Annotated in this window: 15 protein-coding genes; 9 read left to right on the top strand and 6 right to left on the bottom strand. The window is 44.0% G+C overall.

Annotated features, from left to right (window positions below; genetic code table 11):
* Positions 1–66 precede the first annotated feature (66 nt).
* The 5 genes from H6F42_RS11340 (at position 67) to H6F42_RS11320 (ending at position 6757) form a co-directional block, all read left to right on the top strand.
* Positions 67–831: a hypothetical protein gene (locus tag H6F42_RS11340; RefSeq protein ID WP_190399456.1), complete on the top strand. Its 765-nt coding sequence runs from the start codon at positions 67–69 to the stop codon at positions 829–831.
* A 21-nt stretch (positions 832–852) separates the two neighbouring features.
* A complete protein-coding gene (locus H6F42_RS11335) occupies positions 853–2433 on the top strand; it encodes a hypothetical protein (RefSeq protein WP_190399455.1) in 1581 nt (526 codons plus the stop codon).
* 106 nt (positions 2434–2539) lie between these two features.
* Positions 2540–3142: a type II secretion system protein gene (locus H6F42_RS11330; RefSeq protein ID WP_190399454.1), complete on the top strand. Its 603-nt coding sequence runs from the start codon at positions 2540–2542 to the stop codon at positions 3140–3142.
* Positions 3143–3481: 339 nt separating this feature from the next.
* Positions 3482–6379, top strand: coding sequence for an isoleucine--tRNA ligase (gene ileS / locus H6F42_RS11325; protein WP_190399453.1), 2898 nt, complete (start codon positions 3482–3484; stop codon positions 6377–6379).
* A gap of 168 nt (positions 6380–6547) precedes the next feature.
* Complete coding sequence (locus tag H6F42_RS11320; RefSeq protein WP_169363248.1) at positions 6548–6757, top strand: chlorophyll a/b-binding protein; 210 nt, start codon at positions 6548–6550, stop codon at positions 6755–6757.
* Between the two features lie 189 nt (positions 6758–6946).
* Here the strand turns inward: H6F42_RS11320 and H6F42_RS11315 are convergent, their stop codons facing one another.
* On the bottom strand, positions 6947–7390 hold the full coding sequence (locus tag H6F42_RS11315) for a MarR family transcriptional regulator (RefSeq protein ID WP_190399452.1): 444 nt from the start codon (positions 7388–7390) through the stop codon (positions 6947–6949).
* 198 nt (positions 7391–7588) lie between these two features.
* On the opposite strand from H6F42_RS11315, the gene H6F42_RS11310 reads away from it, so the two are divergent.
* Positions 7589–8251 carry a glutathione S-transferase family protein gene (locus H6F42_RS11310; protein WP_190399451.1) on the top strand — a complete coding sequence of 221 codons (663 nt, stop codon included), beginning with the start codon at positions 7589–7591 and terminating at the stop codon, positions 8249–8251.
* Between the two features lie 49 nt (positions 8252–8300).
* Here the strand turns inward: H6F42_RS11310 and H6F42_RS11305 are convergent, their stop codons facing one another.
* Positions 8301–9398 (bottom strand): zinc ABC transporter substrate-binding protein, encoded by a 1098-nt coding sequence (locus H6F42_RS11305; RefSeq protein WP_190399450.1) that lies wholly within the window; start codon positions 9396–9398, stop codon positions 8301–8303.
* Positions 9399–9543: 145 nt separating this feature from the next.
* Positions 9544–10491, bottom strand: coding sequence for a peptidoglycan recognition family protein (locus H6F42_RS11300; protein ID WP_190399449.1), 948 nt, complete (start codon positions 10489–10491; stop codon positions 9544–9546).
* Between the two features lie 147 nt (positions 10492–10638).
* Here H6F42_RS11300 and H6F42_RS11295 point away from each other — a divergent pair, with 147 nt between their 5' ends.
* A complete protein-coding gene (locus H6F42_RS11295; protein WP_190399448.1) occupies positions 10639–10989 on the top strand; it encodes a DUF6464 family protein in 351 nt (116 codons plus the stop codon).
* A gap of 47 nt (positions 10990–11036) precedes the next feature.
* Here the strand turns inward: H6F42_RS11295 and H6F42_RS11290 are convergent, their stop codons facing one another.
* From H6F42_RS11290 to ppc, 3 genes are all read right to left on the bottom strand, one after another.
* Positions 11037–11537, bottom strand: a complete 501-nt coding sequence (locus H6F42_RS11290) for an outer membrane beta-barrel protein (protein WP_190399447.1) — start codon at positions 11535–11537, stop codon at positions 11037–11039.
* 245 nt (positions 11538–11782) lie between these two features.
* Positions 11783–12829, bottom strand: coding sequence for a Gfo/Idh/MocA family oxidoreductase (locus H6F42_RS11285; RefSeq protein ID WP_190399446.1), 1047 nt, complete (start codon positions 12827–12829; stop codon positions 11783–11785).
* Between the two features lie 122 nt (positions 12830–12951).
* Positions 12952–15879 (bottom strand): phosphoenolpyruvate carboxylase, encoded by a 2928-nt coding sequence (gene ppc, locus H6F42_RS11280; RefSeq protein WP_190399445.1) that lies wholly within the window; start codon positions 15877–15879, stop codon positions 12952–12954.
* Positions 15880–16300: 421 nt separating this feature from the next.
* Here ppc and H6F42_RS11275 point away from each other — a divergent pair, with 421 nt between their 5' ends.
* Together H6F42_RS11275 and H6F42_RS11270 are read left to right on the top strand one after the other, a co-directional pair.
* Positions 16301–17521: a UbiH/UbiF/VisC/COQ6 family ubiquinone biosynthesis hydroxylase gene (locus H6F42_RS11275; protein WP_190399444.1), complete on the top strand. Its 1221-nt coding sequence runs from the start codon at positions 16301–16303 to the stop codon at positions 17519–17521.
* A 4-nt stretch (positions 17522–17525) separates the two neighbouring features.
* Positions 17526–18026 (top strand): ureidoglycolate lyase, encoded by a 501-nt coding sequence (locus H6F42_RS11270; protein WP_190399443.1) that lies wholly within the window; start codon positions 17526–17528, stop codon positions 18024–18026.
* Positions 18027–18047: the final 21 nt, after the last annotated feature.

Genomic DNA, 18047 nt, shown 5'->3' with positions numbered 1-18047 from the left:
ATTCATTTTTTACTATCCTTTTTACCTTGACGATGGTGGGTTATGTTAGATCTAAATTGCAAAGCTATGGACTATCAACCAACAAAGATTCAAATGTTTCTATCTACCTATCTTGCCCATCTCTTTAAGATAAGAAGGTCTAGCAATTTGAGTGCTGATGATACTGGCTTTTCGCTACTAGAAGCATTAGTTGGTGTAGCAGTTGTGAGCATTGTGATCGTGGCGATCGCGCCGATGGTTGCGCTCTCGACCTCTGCCAGGATCAATGCTAGGCGAGTAGATCAAGCCACTCAAGCTGCAAGATCATATATCGACGCAGTGAGAGGCGGCGGCATTAATGCAGGGGTTTTCCCAAATATCATTGTTGCCAGTGCTCCCAATGCTCAGTTTCAATATACCTTTGAGTCGATCAATCCACCAATTACGACAAATATTTCTGCTAGTACTACCAGTTGCGCTCAGGTGACCCAAGCAGTCTTTGGGGTTGCCACAGTCAAGGGAGCCTGTGTGGATACAAATGGTAATGGCTTTAATGTAGGCGATCCCCAAGATCTATTTGTGCAACCCATGAGAAGTGGTCCCACACAATCAGATCCTAATTTTAGCGATCTCAATAATCGTGGCTTTTGGTTTGCCGTGAGGGTATATCGCTCCGATGCTTTGACTAATGGGCTAACTTTAAAAACTGGGAATGAGCCTGAATGCGTAAGAAATAAACTAGCTTTTGCAAATACCACTTCGAGGCTTTGTCCATTAGTGACAATGCGAGCTCAGATATTACCCACTATTAATAATAATCTCGAGAGTATTAAGCAAGGCATTGGGAATTAATTATATGAGGATATCAGGATCATGAAAAATCTGTTTTCCCGACTACTAGGGTTACGATTACCTAAATTACTTATGCCCAAGGTATTGAGACAAGTTTTTAGGCGATCGCCCAAAACCTATCGCCGTCAAGGTTTAGCCTTTGGTTTTACCTTGCTGGAGTTATTAATTGCCTCCTTAATTGCGGCAGCTTTAGTAACAACGCTACTAGGTTTCTTAGTGGGTGTATTAGATAGCGATCGGAAGGAAACCGCCAAATCAAATGCTCAAGAGGAACTCCAAGCTGCCATTAACTACATCGCTGATGATCTGCAAGAAGCTATTTACATTTATGGATCTGAAGGTATCTATGGAACTGATGAAACTGGAAGTGCTGCTAACAAAACCGCTAAGGATGGTATTTTTCGGCAATTACCCCATGCTCAACAGGGTACAACAAACAATGAAAACGAATGTTTTCGTTCTACTGAAACCGCTACTACCTGTACTCCCATCTTAGTCTTTTGGAAGCGCTATACCTATGATCCTCTATCTACAGGAACCTATAGCAAGCCTTCAGTTTCTCCATCAACGGAGCTTATTGGCTGTATGCCTTATATAGATATTGCCGCTCAGACTTCGCCTGTAGTACCCGCTCAACCATTGCTGACAAATTGCAAATCCACATCAACAGCTACTAATCCATATCTTACGCCCTATGGCGGTAACCGATATGTTTATTCCTTGGTTGCCTACTACCTCAAAAACGATACAAGTCTAGTTAGTAATACTTGGTCAAAAACAGCACGAATTTTGCGGTGGGAACTAAAAGATGGATATACATGGTTTTGTGGTGCTGGTGGAACTATTAGCGATGCTAGCAAGTGTCCAACAGACAAAGCAACAACCAGACGACCTAATGCCACTTCTCCTTTTATAATTTCTAGTACTGTCACCGTTCCGCCTGTGCCACCAAGCACGACTTCCAGCACAACTAATATCTTTCTAACAGATACTACTAATTACTTCATCAGTCCAGACCCCGGATTTAACCGCATTGACTTTGCAGGAGCGGGTACTCTAACTTCTCTCGCGAAAATATGGCAGCAGTTTGACAACTATAATTTTACTCAAAGTCCTTTTGTGACTTTAGTGGATTTTATGGATGATACTGCCTACACGGCGGCTCAGGGTGGTAACAGTACTGCTGCTGGCACTGGTTCAACTGCTGTTGCCTCAGCAGGTATCAGCATTCCCGTAGGTAAAAACGTTGCTGCAAATACTATTACTGGTGTAACTTCTCCTTCTAATCCTGATTGTGACGATGCATCCGTTGGAGTAGGTAATAGTAATCCTGCATCCTCAACTACTACTTCTGGGGTCATTACTCAAAGAATTCCACCAGATTTTGCGAGTCCTACGGTTAATCCTTCACGTTTAAGTAGCTTTTATGCCTGCGTTGCTCCTGAGAGAACAAGCGTTAGGATTTTCTTGCGTGGCAATGCCCTTGCACGTTTATCAATTCCTTTTAACGATCGCCAGCCTAAGCAAAGTAATATCTCATTTTTTCCTACTGCCGATGTAAGGAGTTTTGGTCGAAGCAGTGTTGGTATTAAGTCCAATTAATTTTAAGGTGAATAAAATGTCTATTTATAACTTTTGTTGTTTACCTTTAAGAATACTTAGTAAATCCCTGAACCGTTTGGTTCTGATGGTGGCTCATAGTTTCTCTATGAAGCGCAAATCTAAATTTGTATATGCATCTAGAACCTCTGGCGATCGCTATACCAATCGAGGATTTACTTTAATCGAAGTCCTTGTCGTGATGATTATCATTGGTATATTGAGTGCGATCGTGGCCCCTTCGTGGGTTAGTTTTGTAGACAATCAACGCCTTAATTCTTCTCAAACAAAAATCTTTGCGGCCATTAAGGCGGCTCAATCCGATGCCAAGGTTCGTCAAACAAGTGACTCCCAAACCGTTACTAACAGCAAGCGATCGCGCATTACCTTTACATCTTCCGCTTCAACTTTTTCCGCGTCATCAGATGCAACCTTACGTCTAGACAATGTCCGCACCGATTCTGGAGTAGAACAAAGCTTAGAAAAAGGCATCACTATTGCATCGGTGATCGACAATACTTCTCCTAATGCTCAGCTTAGCCCAGTAACTATTGAATTTGATTCCCGTGGATTTATCTATAAATCTTCTCAAGTTCCCATTTGCATTAACTTATCGACAACTAATACAACAGGTAGAAAAAGAACAAGTTGGATCAAAATCCAAACTTTGCTTGGGGCTTTGTCAACAGGTAAAGACACTGCCTGTAGTTAAGTTATACCAAAACTAAAAATAGCGTAGCCATTTTTAGTTTTTAAAACTCTTACTAGATTTGTTATAAAACCAGAAATGAGCTAACTCTTTTCTTGTGTAGCAAAGTTTTGCTTAGGACATAAAACCCAAAAAGCGAGTTGCGGCGCGAAGCGCCGCAACTCGCTTTTTGGGTTTTGGTTTGTACTAGCTAACTCTTGCTTTGTTATAGATATGGTCTATTTCATTGCTTGCTTGACGTTCGGACTCTTGGGCTTGTCCCAGATAAATAAATGACTGTACAGCCAATCCTGTTGCATAATGGGTGGTAAACCTTAACAAAATTTGACCTAATTTAGAACCATGACCTCTGCTCCTAAAGCCAAATCAAAGAATCTCGCGAGTCCTGACGAATTAAGCGAATATAAGGACACCGTTAACTTGCCGCAAACTGACTTTTCGATGCGGGCAAATGCAATTATTCGTGAGCCAGAGATTCAAAAGTTTTGGGCAGAGCAGGGCATTTACGAAGAATTAAGCGCTAATAATAAAGGTGATATTTTTACCCTCCATGATGGTCCCCCATACGCCAATGGGACACTGCACATGGGTCATGCCTTGGGCAAATCGTTGAAAGATATTATTAATCGCTATCAACTTTTGCGGGGACGCAAAGCTCGCTATGTCCTAGGTTGGGACTGTCATGGCTTGCCAATTGAGCTTAAGGTTTTGCAAAATATCAAAGCTGAAGAACGGGTTAATCTTACGCCTTTACAGTTGCGACAAAGAGCAAAGGAATTTGCACTGCAAACTATTGAAGAACAGGCGGGAGTCTTTAAGCGCTTGGGGGTGTGGGGTGATTACGAAAACGCCTACTATACGCTCAAGCCTGAGTATGAAGCAGCGCAGATTGGCGTATTCGCGAAGATGGCTTTGAAAGGCTATATTTACCGTGGTTTGAAACCTGTCTACTGGTCGCCCAGTTCCCATACGGCGCTGGCGGAAGCGGAATTGGAATATCCTGAAAATCATATTTCGCGTAGTATCTATGTGGCTTTCCCTATCACCCAATCTAGCGAGAAGTTAAAAGCGATATTTGAGGCGATCGCCTCCCCTGATAATCTCCATGCTGTAATTTGGACAACTACCCCTTGGACGATCCCTGCCAACTTGGGTATTAGCGCCAATCCTCATCTCAGCTATAGCATCGTTGCTGCTGGTGACAAGAACTATATCGTCGCCACAGAGTTGGTTGAGAAGCTAGCCGCCACCTTTGAGCAAGCTTTGGAAGTTAAATATACTTTTAAAGGCGATGTGTTGGAAGGAACAATCGCTAAACATCCTATTAGCGATCGCCCTAGTCCAATTGTGCTAGGCGATCATGTTACCGCCGAATCAGGTACAGGCTTAGTCCACACGGCTCCTAATCATGGTCAAGATGACTTTGTAGTAGGCAGAAAATATCAGCTGGGCATGATCTCCATTGTCGATGATCGCGGCATTTTTAATGAAGATGCTGGGGAAGAATTAGCAGGTTTGAGCGTTCTCAAAGAAGGTAATGCCAAAGTTGTGGAAATCTTGACCGCGAATGGAACTCTGATTAAAGAAGAAGCCTATAACCATAAATATCCCTACGATTGGCGTACTAAAAAGCCTGTGATTGTTCGCGCCACTGAGCAATGGTTTGCCTCTGTGGATGGTTTCCGCGAGGAATCTTTAAAGTCCATTAAAGAAGTTAATTGGATTCCTGCGGTTGGCGAGAATCGGATTACCTCAATGGTACAAGAGCGATCAGACTGGTGTATTTCTCGGCAGCGCACTTGGGGTGTACCGATTCCCGTCTTTTATGACGAAGAAACTAATGAGCCTCTACTCACCGAAGAAACCGTTACCCATATTCAAGCACTAATTTGTGAATATGGCTCCGATGTTTGGTGGGAAAAGGAAGTAGAAGATTTGCTTCCTGAAACCTATAAAAATAACGGTCGTAAGTATCGCAAAGGTACGGATACGATGGATGTCTGGTTTGACTCGGGTTCTTCATGGGCGGCCGTACTTGGTGGTGAGAGCCATGATTCTAAGCTAGTTCCCTACGAACTAAACTATCCTGCGGACATTTATCTAGAAGGCTCCGATCAACATCGTGGCTGGTTCCAATCGTCCCTCTTGACCAGCGTGGCAACCAATGGCTACGCACCTTACAAGACGGTGCTAACTCATGGCTTTTTGCTAGATGAGAAGGGTCAGAAAATGAGTAAATCCCTTGGCAATATTGTCAATCCGATGGTGGTGATCAATGGCGGTAAAGACCAAAAGAAAGAACCGCCATACGGTGCTGATGTGATCCGTCTCTGGGCGGCAAGTGTGGACTATAGCAGTGATGTTCCTGTCGGCAAGACGATTTTGGCGCAAATGTCCGATGTGTCGCGCAAGATTCGCAATACGGCAAGATTCTTGCTCAGCAATCTCTTTGATTTTCAACCTGCTGAACATTTAGTGCCCTATGCCGATCTCACCGAAAGCGATCGCTATATCCTGCATCGTCTCTCCGAAGTCACCAAAGACATCACCGAAGCCTACGACAAGTTCCAATTCTCGCGATTCTTTCAAGCCATCCAAAACTTCTGCACAGTCGATTTATCTAACTTCTATTTGGATATTGCCAAGGATCGCCTCTATATCAGTGCGCCCGATATGCCCCGTCGCCGCAGTTGCCAGACTGTATTGATGTATTGCCTAGAGGCAATTGCCAAGGCGATCGCCCCTGTTTTAAGCCACACCGCCGAGGATATCTGGCAATACCTACCCTATCCTGCACCGACTAAGTCTGTTTTCCAATCAGGTTGGTTCACTGTGCATTCTGAATGGCACAAGCCCGAACTTGCCACCAAATGGGAATATCTTCGCGAAGTGCGATCGGAAGTAAATAAGGTTCTCGAAGCAGCCAGAACTGGCAAACTGATCGGCGCTCCCTTAGAAGCCAAAGTTTTGCTATCTGTATCAGACGCAACTCAAAAGGATTATCTAAATTCTCTCGGTGCAGAACTACGTTATCTGTTCATCGTCTCTCAAGCTGAGATTGTAGAAGAGTTACCTGTTACTGACTTCACGGGTGAAACCGACAACCTTAAGATTGCAGTTGTCAAAGCTGATGGCGATAAATGTCCCCGTTGCTGGAACTACTCTACGCATATCGGTGAGTCTACCGAGCATCCGCATGTATGCGATCGCTGCGTCAGCGCATTAGCAGGTAATTTCTAAATCTCTTCACATCACAAAGGGTAGGCTTGGCAATGTCAAGCCCACCCTTTGTGCATACCTCTTTGTATAGGTGCGGCTAACCTATCATCCATGCCCTTAGCTAGATTAATATCTCGAAACATTTTGTTATATTTATTTACATAAGGAACTAACACAGAGGTTAAAGCAATGGCTAACAGTTACAGAGTTGATGAAAGAGGCGTTCTCAACAACTTCGCAGTTGAACCAAAGATGTATGTCGAAGAAAGCGACAAAGCTGGTTTTACACCTTATGCAGAATTACTAAACGGTCGCCTTGCCATGATCGGTTTCGTCTCTCTCCTTATTCTTGAAGTATCTACGGGGCATGGGTTGATTTGGTGGTTAGGGAATCTATAAGACTTGCCTGTTACCAATCAAAGTGTTTAAGACAAAGTAAAAACGATTATTTATCCCCGCCTTTTGGTGGGGATTTTTTATGCAAACCAGAAGACGAGTTGCGGCGCTTCGCGCCGCAACTCGTCTTCTGGTTTGTGTCCTAGCAAGAATGGCAACAGCTCTAACACGCTTAAACTGAGAAGCAGGAAATTAGCTCAATAGCCGATCGCATATTTGCTGTAAAGTTTTCGCCTCATCCTCGGAGATGTGACTAGCAAAATGTTCATAAATCCCTTCAGCGTAGACTATCCACATTTTTTGCTGCATTGCTAAACCTGCCTCGGTTAATACGGCATAGGTTCCGCGCCGATCATTTGGGCAAGATTTTCGATAGAGCAAGTCGGCTTTTTCGAGGCGATCAACTAATCGCGTTAGATTGCTGCGGGTTAATAGTACTTTTTCGGCTAGTTCGCTCAGACGCAAACTCTGATCGGGAGATTCTTTGAGCGCGAGTAGTACGTCATACCACTCCAAAGGTGGCAGTTCGGCTCGGTCAAGTTTTTGGGCAATGCGATCTAGCAGCTTGGTATGAACGGTCAAAAGCGATCGCCAAACGGAACTTCGCAAAGGATCTAGGGCGGGATTGGTTGACATAGCTACCAGTATGCGAAAAATTGGTTGCAATTGCAATTATAAAAATAGACTTAGTAGAGGCGGTGCGAGGTATTGCCTATATTTTGGGAATTTAGTTGCAATTACAATTATTTATGCTAAGGTTATTTTAGTTGCAATTGCAATTAGTGTAAATGCAACTATATCAGAATAACTCTTGCAAAATCCTTAGAGGTTGCCATGTTGCCTAAGCTCAAGTTGATCAGCCACCATCTTTGTCCCTACGTACAGCGATCGCTGATCGCAGTCCTTGAAAAGCAAATACCCTGCGATCGCGAATATATCGACCTTGCCAACAAACCCGACTGGTTTCTTAAAATTTCGCCCTTGGGGAGAGTGCCATTACTGCTGGTTGATGATGATGTCTTGTTTGAATCAGCCGTAATTTGTGAATATCTTGATGAAATTACGCCTGATTCGCTGCATCCTGAAGATGCCTTGACCAAAGCAAAACATCGCTCTTGGATCGAATTTGGTTCAAACCTACTTACAAAAATTGCGGGTTTCTACGCAGCTAAGGATGAAGAGACTTTTGAAGCAAAACGGTTAGACTTGATTGCAAATTTAGACCTACTAGAAGCCCAACTCATTGCAGCACCCTATTTTGGAGGCGAAAAATTTTCTCTGATTGATGCGGTCTATGCACCCATATTCCGTTATTTTGTTGCCTTTGATCGCTATCAAAACTTTGGTTTTAGCGACCTTACTCCGAAAGTGAATGCTTGGCGTGAAGCTTTACTTCAAAGACCTTCAGTTCAGCAAGCTGTTTCTGAAAATTACTACGAATTATTAGATGAATTTCTTAAAAAGAGAAATAGCTATTTAGCAGAATTGATTAAGTAGTTATTTGGCGCGTTGCTCCCCATAACTACTCAATCAAAGTTTTAAAGCCTTAAGGCTTTTTCAATTGAAAAGGACTATATTTGCCTCCTAAGCCTTCCACAATTGTGCGAGTATTCGCGATTAACATTCCCGCATAAGTCTCAGCCTCACTACCCTTTGCTCCTAATCCATCGGCATAAAGCTGGCGATCGCTAACTTTGACATTTGCTTCTTTTGCCACGGTGTTAATCAATTTAGGATTGATGGATACCTCTGCAAAAATAGTGGGAACTTTGCTGGATTGGATAATAGCTACGATTTCCTTGACTCGTGCGGGAGTAGGCTGTTCATCGGTACTAATTCCATTTAAAGCTCCTTCTACAGGAATACCATAGGCTTGAGCATAATAGCCTAGAGCATCATGGGTAGTTACGAGCTTACGTGAGGTTTCGGGAATTGTGGCTATTTGTTCCATGATCCAAGTGTCGAGTTGTTCTAATTCATTCACTAAATTGGTAGTATTTTGGACATAAATTTTGGCTTGATCAGGGCGGAGATTGCTTAGACTTTGGCTAATAGCTTGAGCGATTTTGATCCCATTTTTGGCATTGTTCCAAACATGGGGATCGGCTTCTTTGGGAGCTTTGTTATCTTTGGCTTCCTTTTTACCTTCCCCCTGATTGTGACTATGTCCTTCTTCAAATATTAGAGGACTTGGCACTGCGACTTCACTCACGGCTAATTTTGGTGCAGGATTAGAACTGGACTGAATGAGTTTGATTAAGTTTGGCTCAAAGGCATAACCACCATAGAGAATTAGTTTTGCTGAGTCGATCGCTTTGCGGTCATCGGGTTTAGGTTGATAAACGTGAGGATCTGTACCCGCCTCAATCAAACATTGCAAATTGATTGTGTCCCCTGCGATCTGTTGTGCTAAGCCGCAAGAAACGGAGTTAGTGGCGACCACAAGGGGCAAATTTTCGGCTTTGTTGGTAGTTACGATGGATCGATTGGGTGGTTGTTGTGGAGTATTAATTGGGGTGTTCGTAAGGCTACAAGCGTTGATGGTAGTAGCGATCGCCATGAATACAGGGGCGATCGCTGTAATCTTCAATTTTTTGTTTGTGTGTAACCTTACCGCGATGGGTGGAGATGACTGAGATAACATGGTCGTGCTATAAAAATGATAATCATTATCATACAGCTTTTTATCCAAATCTTACAGCGCTTCGCCCTCAAACCCAAACAAGAGATTTTTTAAGAGTATTGCCTTGCAATACTCTTAAAAAATCTCTTGTTTGGGCTCTCTCTCTTTAAGGCTTACAGCCGATCTCTATCTCTTTAGTTCTGGGATAGTCACTTAATAATTTTTGAAAGAGATTGTAATTAAAACTGCGAGGATCGATTCTTGAGCCAGAGCGATCGACGATTTGATGGGTAGTAATACGCGCTAGGGGAACATCAGTCTTGGCAACTAACCAAGCTAGGGATTGATATTGTGCGTCCGTATAACCGCTATGGGTGTAATCATTATGCATTCCATCTTCAGGAGTTTCTAAGGAAATGTGATAGGCAAAATTATTTACAGAACTAGGATATCTAGGATTAGTCTGAATAGCTTCCTGCCCTGAAGAACTAATGAAGATAGAGTTTCCTGCTCCAAAAGCTCGTTTGTCAGGGGGAACGAAGTAAACAATGCTGCCATCAAGGGCAATTAGCGTATGATAACTTGCCTGATTATCTTCATTCTCTTGAAAAGATTGGAAGTAATTAATTACACTAGTGCTAGGCGCAACTGTTTCATGGAGAACAATGATCGGAGCGTTATTAACGGGTTTGCCCGATAGATCTTTAAAATAGCGCTCTCCATAATTGGATGCGGCAGCTAAGGCGATGATTTCCTTGGGCGTATAGTCTAGTTTTTTGGTTGTAGAGGTGGCGTTATTGATAGAAGAATTAGTTGGATTCCGAAAGCGATCTAGGGTGATGGGTTGAGAGGTAAGAGCCGCAGGTAAGGAGGGATCGGGAGGACTGGCTGGTGGTTGAACTTCACATCCTTGGACAGGAGCAAATTGGTTAATCTGTTGATTGACCTGTGCTATTAGAGACAAATCCTGTGTATTTTTGAGGCGAGTCTGCATGTATTTAACATCAGCTTTAACATCAGCGATCGCCTTAGTTTTGGCTGGCTCAGCAAACATGAGCAAACCCGCTAAGGTGACTAAAAAGAGCGCGATCGCGACTAGGCGTTTGATATGCATACAGACTTCGTATTTTGGTAAAAGTACATAAGGCGCAAAGCAATCCCTATACTTTTATGTTCTAACTAAAGTAGCGACAGCTATAGTATTAGAAATAACAGATCCACCTAGGCGATCGCTAACTTTTTAACTAAATAATTAAATTTTATGGAAACATCGACAATCCCCACGGAGGTTTGTACCCTTTACCCTGAGACGACGGTAGGCAAAATATATCTAGATTGGATGCCTCAACCAGGTAATTATATTGATGTGGATGGAAAGACTTATACGATTTTAGAACGTCGCCATCGCTATCAATTTCGAGGTGGGAAATATAATCTATTTAGAATTTTAGTGTATGTGCAGCCTGCGCCCGAAAACTTGGAGAGAAGTTTGGTGAGTGGACGTTGGGTGATTGGCGATGCGAAATGTCGATATAATGCGGCTTCGGAGATAATTCGCTGTGCAGTTAATCCCCACGGTCCTTGCCAAGGATGTCACTTTTGGGAAGAATAAAAAGGAGTGCCAAGGCACTCCTTTCTGTTCCTATTTAGAGGCTGTATTTAAAACTGAACACCAACACCAGCTTGGAGAGAAGCGCCTGCGGAGCCATTACTTTGTCCATTAAAAGGAATTACTGCATTGCTGTACAGCAAAACCCGCTTGTTGAGACTAACTTCTACTCCAGGTTGCAAAGCGAAGGCAGTCTGATCGCCTGTTAAGGTATCATTACCGCCGACTTTGAAGGATGCACCAGCACCGAGATAGAGATTGGTGCGATCGCCTACTGGCAAGTCATAGGAAATTGTAGGCACAATGGAAGTACCGCCATTACCAAATAAAACAGAACTTCTCACGGAAAGAGGTACGTCATCAAATTTGTAGCGACCTGCTAAGTTTGCACCAATTACAGAAGGGTTAGTCGCTAGGGTCTGAGCTGAGATACCTGCACCAATATAGCTTCCAGGTTGTCTGACTTCTTCGGCGGAGGCGATCGCACTAAAGGAAGTCATAACGGAAGTAGCGATCGCCAAACCTAGAGAAATTTGTGTGAGGGATTTCATGGATTCTTTTCCTTTATTTAATTGCTTTGAATTTCTGTGTGAGATGACTCCTTTGACTGGAGAGAATGAGCATTGTTCCCTTTGTTCCTAATGAAATAAAAAGAGCTAGAACTCAATTTCAGACTGAGTTCTAGCTCTTTTTAAACTTTTCTATCTCTAGAGAATCATGCTAACGGGTGAGCATCACACCCAAACAAAAAGAAAAGGAGGCGCTTCGCGCCTCCTTTTCTTTTTGTTTGGAATTACTAAAAACTGCCTACAGTCGCAACTTCGCGAAGTTGTAAATCGCAGCTCCGCCATACTTGACCATCGAGTGCAGTTTGTTCGATTAGACTTGCCAAACGTAAAGTTTTTAAAGCTTGCGCTCCGCCGACCGAGGGTTGTCCTTGATCGCGAACACAAGCTACAAAATGCTCAAGTTCCGCATGGAGTGGCTCAATATTGCTGGTGTGGACTTTTTCGATAAAGCCATCTTGACGATAAAGCACTTGACCATAATCGGTTGTCCAGTTGGCTGTAGTTTGGCGATGGATTAAAATTTCGTTATTAAGGAAATCGGATTCGGTCAGGGAATTTTTGCAATGGGCGGTAATTTTGCGGGTCTTGCGATGGGTGACCTTGCTTGCGGTGAGGGTGGCGATCACTCCATTTTCAAAACCGATAGTGGCGGTTACATAGTCAAGATAGCTAGATTCGGGTGAGACGCGATTGCCATGAGCCGAAACTCGCACGATCGCCGCAGGTACTAACTCTAAAATCAGATCGATATCGTGGATCATCAAGTCAAATACTACCGAGACATCATTTGCCCTTTGAGAATAGGGACTCATGCGATCGGCTTCGAGCGCCAAAATTGTCTCATGCTTTAGAACTTTGCTCAGTTCTTGGAAGGCGGGATTAAAACGCTCAATATGCCCCACTTGCAGAATTCGATTTTGCTCAGTCGCAGTTTTAACTAGTGATTCGGCTTCCTCAATGGTGGCAGCGATCGGCTTTTCGATGAGGACATGGACACCCGATTTGAGGCAAGTTGTGCCTACGTCATAGTGCAGACGAGTTGGTACAGCAATACATACTGCATCAACGAGGGGCAACATTTCCCGATAATCTTCAAAATAGAGAACTCGGTGCTTGCTAGCGGTGTCGCGCCCGCGCTCTACATTTACGTCAGAGACTCCCACTAGCTCTGCATCCTTGAGCAAGCTGAGAACCCTTGCGTGATGCTGCCCCATGTTACCGATACCAATGACACCAACCCGAATGGGGTCGTGGAAATTACGATTGGGGCTCATACTCCTCACACATGCTCAGTAAATACGCTCAATTTGTCCAAAATCCTAACATGGATACAGAGCGCTTTGCGCTCTAGTAGCTACTAAAAAGCACTCGTAGGGTGCTTTTTAGTAGGACAAGATCAACCTGTATTTCTCATGCCTGCCGCAATTCCGTTAATTGTCAGCAACGCCCCACGCAAAAGTTCATTTTTGGAATAGCGCGATCGCAGATCGACGGTATCAGGTCGGTGTTGACGTAGACGCTTGAGCAAAGAGGCTTGGATAAATCCAAGTGGTACGATCGAGCCGTTGCGTAACTGCACCGATCGCTGTAAATCGCGATCGCTATCGAGGATTTGCTTTTGTCCTGTAATTGACTGGATGACGTGGCGAGTACGCTGAAACTCTTGGAGAATTTCCGCAAATATTTCCACAAAAGCCTCTTCATAACCTTCTTTGGTTAACTCGCGCATATAGTGATGAGCAATTTGCAAATCCGCTTTGGCGATCGTCATCTCTACGCGGGAGATGGCAGTTTTAAAGAAGGGCCATTTGCTATAAAAATACTGCAACAGGGATAGATGCCCCTCTGGATTTTGTTGGAGAAATTCCTCGAGAGCTGCGCCAATGCCATACCAAGAGGGTAATAAAAAGCGACTCTGAGTCCAACTAAAGACCCAAGGAATAGCCCTTAAGCTGCCCAAATCGCGTTTACCTGCGCGACGGGCGGGACGGGAGCTAATTTGTAACTGGCTAATTTCTTCGATGGGGGTAACTTGGTGGAAAAATTCCACGAGATCGGGTTGCTCGTAGATTAAATGGCGATAAACTTGGCGCGATCGCACCGAAATTTCTTCCATCGTGTCCAGCCAGCAATCCAAGGTATCGGTACTGCTAGGCAGTAGCGCCGCCTGAATTACGGCTGTGGCGATCGTTTCGAGGTTATAGAGAGCAATTTCGGGAAGAGAGTACTTAGAAGCGAGGACTTCCCCCTGCTCCGTAATTTTGATTCTGCCCTCAATGCTGCGTCCCGGTTGAGCCAAGATTGCCTCATAGGTTGGACCACCACCACGACCAACGGAGCCGCCGCGTCCGTGGAACATCCGCAGATCGACTTGATATTTTTGGCAGACATCTTGCAAAGCTCGCTGCGCTTTGTAAATTTCCCAATTGCTGCTTAGAAAGCCTGAATCCTTATTACTATCGGAATAACCTAGCATCACCTCTTGAAGGTGGCTATGACTTTCGAGGTAATTTCGATAGAGAGGTAGCTCAAACAAATGCGTCATGATCGGTGGCGCACTCTGCAAGTCTTCCACAGTTTCAAAGAGCGGTGCGACGCTGAGAGAGCCTTTACCTGTTGCAGGATCATACAGCCCTGCTTCCTTAGCCAATAGCAGCACTTCGAGAATATCGCTCACACTACGGTTCATACTGATCACGTAGTTGTTGCAAATTTCCACCGAAAATTCCTGTTGAACCTTTGCCACCATCCGAAAAGTTTCGATGATTTCGTTAGTTTTGGCGCTAAAGTTCAGTTTTGCGGGGATCATGGGGCGGCGAGTCTTTAACTCCTGCGTTAACCACTCCACCTTTTCCGATTCGGTGAGTTCATCGTAGGGTTTGGACAGAAGCTGCATTTCTTCTGCAATTTCGGTGATGGTGTTGCTGTGCTGGGTGCTTTCTTGCCGAATATCCAAATGAGCAAGATGGAACCCATAAACCTCTACTTGGCGGATCAAGTTTTCTAGGGGTTTAGGATTGAGTTTCGTCTCCAGTAAGCTGGATTGAATCAACTTTAATTCGGCTAGAAATTCGCTAATATTCGTATATAGCTGGTTTTCTTGTCCCTTAGTGGATAGCTCCATCTCGGAGGCTTGCCAGCCGCTATGCCGCAATTTTTGGTTGCGATCGCGAGTACGTTCGAGCCGCTTTTTGACATAGGCTAATTTCAAGCGATAAGGTTCTTGTCGGAACTTGATCGAATACTTCTCGTAAACTTCAGGCAAATGGATTTGATCATCGCCAAGGGAGTCGAGCAAAGCTTGGGATACATCGCTTAAGCTTTGGGAAAGCGATAATAGGCGACTCAGACGCTCCACCGACTTGATGTATTTATTCAGAACGAGATTACGCTGATAGCAAGCTGTTTGCCAAGTGACTTCTGGCGTGACATAGGGGTTGCCATCGCGATCGCTACCTACCCATGACCCAAACTTGCAAAAGTCATATCTTGGGAGTTTCATTTTGGGAAAACTGCCCGAAATTGCCGAACCAATGCGATCGTACAGGATGGGGATCGCATCAAATAAAACCTCTTCAAAATAGTGAAGCGTATAGTCAGCTTCGTCTAAAACTGTGGGCTTAATTTGATTGAGTTCATCAGTGCGCCACCAGAGACGTATTTCTTCAGCGATTTGATCCTGTAGAGAGGCGGCTTCCCAGTTTAGGGCTAGAGCCTGTGGGGCAATTTCATCACCACGAAAGCCAATGATCCGATCCAATTCCTTAAGCATCTTGGCGATCGTGCGTTGTTTTTCGCGGATGGTATGCCGCACAATTTCGGTAGGGTGAGCGGTGAATACGAGGCGAATATCTAAATTGTCTAAAATCTTTTGAATCTGGCGGGGCGGCACATTTAATTTCTTCAGTTCGGGGAAGAGCCAGCGAAATGTCCCCACAGGATATTCGGCTTCACTATTAATGGGGCTGATCCGATGAATGCTGGTTTGTTCTTGCTCGTGATCTTGCTCAACAATATTAATCAATTGAAAAAATAAAGCAAAGGCACGCGCAGCCGTAGTTGCTTGATGTAAATCGAGACTTTCAACTACTTTTAAAACCTCTTCGGCAGGATATTCGGGCGCTTGACCTTCGGGTGAACACATCGCCCGCAATTGTCTGAGTAAATCAACTAATTCTTGTCCGCTTTCTCTCAATAGGACTGATTCCCACAGATCCTCAACAAGCCTGAGACGGTATCGCAGGCGAGAATTGGCGGCACGCAGATCGCTCTCTAAATTGACTATCTGTACTAATGATGCTGACAGTGCTGCTGGGGAACTCATCCAACTTTCTCCAAATTTTTCTTTTTAGTCTAATTTCCCTACGTTGAGATGCCCTCTTCTGTTTCTCAAATAGCAGTTAACAATTGTTGTTGCTACAGAGTCAAAAATCTCGATAAAACGTAGTCACATAATCTCTACTGTTTTCTATACCATACCAGCCTACATCTTTGTTAACGTCAGTTTTACCAAAGCGCAAAATGGTAAAAATTCCTTTGTGATTTTTACCATTTTGCGCCCTGCTTCTCTGAAGAAATTTTAAAAGTGGGGCTTTGCCCCACTTTTAAAATTTCTTGCTCGTAGATCGGAGGATGCGTTGCCAGTCGATTAGTTAAAAATATCCGTACTTCTGCAATATTTCTTTACAAAATGCTAATAATAGGAACGGGTATGTTCCAAGATAATTTATCTAGTCGTTTAAACAATGTTTGATGTGCTAATTGTCGGTGCGGGTATGGTGGGCGCGAGTTTAGCCTGTGCGCTAGGCGATAAAAACTGTGCGACAAACCGTAATCTCAAAGTGGGGATCATTGAGGCTAATGGTAATTTCTTGCGCGGAGAATTTACTGCTGATGGTCGTGCTAGTGCGATCGCCTATGGATCAAGTCAGATTTGGCAAAATATCGGCGTGTGGGGCGGAATGCAGCGCCGAGGAGTTACGCCGATGCATAGAATCCAAGTCTCAGAAGGTGATTTGCCCTATCAGGTGCAACTGCGGTGTGAAGATATGGGACAAGAAGCTTTGGGTTATATAGTCGAGAATTCAGTAACTTTAGCTTCGCTCTGGGATTTTGCGCGGGAATGTCAAAATTTAGAATTAATTTGTCCTGCCAAAATTTTAGATATTGAGTATGCAAAAGATCGCGATGTGATGCGCATCAAAATAAGCTCAGATATTGGTGAGCAATATCTCGAAACCAAATTATTAGTGGGTGCTGATGGCGGGCGATCGCTAGTGCGGCAATTAGCCAATATTGCGGTCAATCAACGCCTATACGCGCAAACCTGCATCGTCACCACGATTCAATCAGAACAGCCCCATCACAATTTTGCCCATGAAAGATTTCAACCCAGTGGTCCCTTCGCAATTTTGCCACTAGGCAGCGATCGCTCCTGCATCGTTTGGACTGCCACTGCTGAAGAAACGCCCCATTTGCTAGCTCTGGATGACTCGACCTTCCTCCAAGAGTTAACCAACCGCTTTGGTCATCCCCTCATGGAAAAGCTCGGCAAGATTAAAGTTATTTCCCGTGAACGCGCCAATTATGTTCCCCGATGGATGCATAGTCAGACCTATATTCAACCCCGTTTAGCTTTAATTGGTGATGCGGCGCATACCACACACCCGATCGCCGGTCAGGGCATGAATCTCGGTATTCGGGATGTCAATGCTTTAGCTAAAGTGTTGAAAGCAGCTCATCAAAACAAGGAAGATCTGGGGGCGATCGCCGTTTTAAAGCGTTATGAGTCCAAACGTAAATGGGATAACTTAGGCGTAATTTGGCTTACTGATATTTCTAATCGCTTATTTTCTAACCATAATTGGTTCTTCAAAGTCTTACGACGCTTTGGTTTGCTGCTTTTGCAAATCTCGCCACTCAAGCGCATTTTGATGTACTTTATGATGGGTTTACATCAGGTTTGAGAATATGGCGATCGCACCTTTACTCACTCAGTTAACTCCGCAATTAATTACGCCTGAAAATTTTCAACCCTATGGGCAAGTAATTTTCCCGACTAATGACGGTAAGCAATTTGATGTGAATGATGCTCAGCTAGTCTTGTCAGGGATTCCGCGTTTTTACATCATGCACCTCCGTAAAGTTGGGCTTAAATTTCACAGCTTGGCGCGGCATCAACAATGCACCCAATGTCTTGGCTCTCTTAATGGCAAAGAATGGTTTATGGCTGTGGCTCCAGTCTCAGAACCAGCGCAAATTGATTTAACGCAAATTGCTGCATTTCGGATTACAGGCCATTGTTTCATCAAACTAAATGCTGGCACTTGGCACGCGGGACCCCTATTTGAAGATGAATTTATAGATTTTTATAATCTGGAATTGCATGACACGAATATCAATGATTATGAAGTTTGCAATTTACGACAGATTTATAACTTGAATCTCAGTAAAGACTTTGGCTTGCTCTAGGACTAGTAACAATTCACAAAA

Source organism: Pseudanabaena sp. FACHB-1998 (assembly GCF_014696355.1).
Taxonomy (GTDB): domain Bacteria; phylum Cyanobacteriota; class Cyanobacteriia; order Pseudanabaenales; family Pseudanabaenaceae; genus Pseudanabaena.
Note: the sequence above shows the minus strand (reverse complement) of the source record. Positions and strands in the feature narration are given on the sequence as shown.

Excerpts from the sequence above, each read along its gene's own strand:
- H6F42_RS11290 (WP_190399447.1), bottom strand. The coding sequence starts at position 11,537 with ATGAAATCCCTCACACAAATTTCTCTAGGTTTGGCGATCGCTACTTCC.
- H6F42_RS11285 (WP_190399446.1), bottom strand. The coding sequence starts at position 12,829 with ATGAGCCCCAATCGTAATTTCCACGACCCCATTCGGGTTGGTGTCATT.
- H6F42_RS11300 (WP_190399449.1), bottom strand. The coding sequence starts at position 10,491 with ATGCATATCAAACGCCTAGTCGCGATCGCGCTCTTTTTAGTCACCTTA.
- H6F42_RS11330 (WP_190399454.1), top strand. The coding sequence starts at position 2,540 with ATGAAGCGCAAATCTAAATTTGTATATGCATCTAGAACCTCTGGCGAT.
- H6F42_RS11310 (WP_190399451.1), top strand. The coding sequence starts at position 7,589 with ATGTTGCCTAAGCTCAAGTTGATCAGCCACCATCTTTGTCCCTACGTA.
- H6F42_RS11275 (WP_190399444.1), top strand. The coding sequence starts at position 16,301 with ATGTTTGATGTGCTAATTGTCGGTGCGGGTATGGTGGGCGCGAGTTTA.
- H6F42_RS11270 (WP_190399443.1), top strand. The coding sequence starts at position 17,526 with ATGGCGATCGCACCTTTACTCACTCAGTTAACTCCGCAATTAATTACG.
- ileS (WP_190399453.1), top strand. The coding sequence starts at position 3,482 with ATGACCTCTGCTCCTAAAGCCAAATCAAAGAATCTCGCGAGTCCTGAC.
- H6F42_RS11305 (WP_190399450.1), bottom strand. The coding sequence starts at position 9,398 with ATGTTATCTCAGTCATCTCCACCCATCGCGGTAAGGTTACACACAAAC.
- H6F42_RS11320 (WP_169363248.1), top strand. The coding sequence starts at position 6,548 with ATGGCTAACAGTTACAGAGTTGATGAAAGAGGCGTTCTCAACAACTTC.
- H6F42_RS11340 (WP_190399456.1), top strand. The coding sequence starts at position 67 with ATGGACTATCAACCAACAAAGATTCAAATGTTTCTATCTACCTATCTT.
- ppc (WP_190399445.1), bottom strand. The coding sequence starts at position 15,879 with ATGAGTTCCCCAGCAGCACTGTCAGCATCATTAGTACAGATAGTCAAT.
- H6F42_RS11335 (WP_190399455.1), top strand. The coding sequence starts at position 853 with ATGAAAAATCTGTTTTCCCGACTACTAGGGTTACGATTACCTAAATTA.
- H6F42_RS11295 (WP_190399448.1), top strand. The coding sequence starts at position 10,639 with ATGGAAACATCGACAATCCCCACGGAGGTTTGTACCCTTTACCCTGAG.
- H6F42_RS11315 (WP_190399452.1), bottom strand. The coding sequence starts at position 7,390 with ATGTCAACCAATCCCGCCCTAGATCCTTTGCGAAGTTCCGTTTGGCGA.